1 protein-coding gene is annotated in these 598 nt (G+C 41.3%); it reads left to right on the plus strand.

The window, feature by feature from the left end:
- Nucleotides 1-598, plus strand: a 598-nt coding sequence (locus tag ACS8FD_RS22560; protein WP_439277502.1) for a hypothetical protein, incomplete at both ends; no start/stop codon positions are given.

The raw sequence follows: 598 nt of genomic DNA on the forward strand, positions 1-598 counted from the left end.
GATAGACAACGCATATATTTTCCTTTCTCTGTAGCCAGTCGAACCACACAGTGGGAGCGCGGTGATGAGCCGATGACCCAGTTTAGTTTCACTAACGATTATGATAATTATGGTCAACCGCAAAGAAGCTGGCAAGTTGCCTGTCCAAAAGGCTGGATAGATAAGTTTAGTCAGACAGAAGATTACCTTGCTACCTTTGTTCAAAGCTCTTTTGCACAACGTGATGACGAGCATGTTTATATCGTAGACCGACTCGCAGAATCTAAACATTATGAGTTAATAATACCAACGCCGCAGACCCTTCTCCAAATTGAACAAGCCGTTGAGGGTGAACAAATTAATAAACAGCTAATCGGTCATTCTCTTAATTTTTATGATGGTAATAAATATACCGGCTTGACATTGGGGGAAATTGGTGAACATGGCGTACTTTCACGTAGTGAATCCTTGATATTAACGCAAGAGACTCTTAATCGTATTTATGATAATCAGATACCCGATGTTTTTGCCAAAAATGGACAGCCCAATTGGTCTAGTGAATATCCGCAACCATTTATCAATAGCCTGCCTGTGGATAGCTCTCGTGATGTGACACGTC

The sequence above is a fragment of the Psychrobacter sp. 1U2 genome (genome assembly GCF_051847575.1).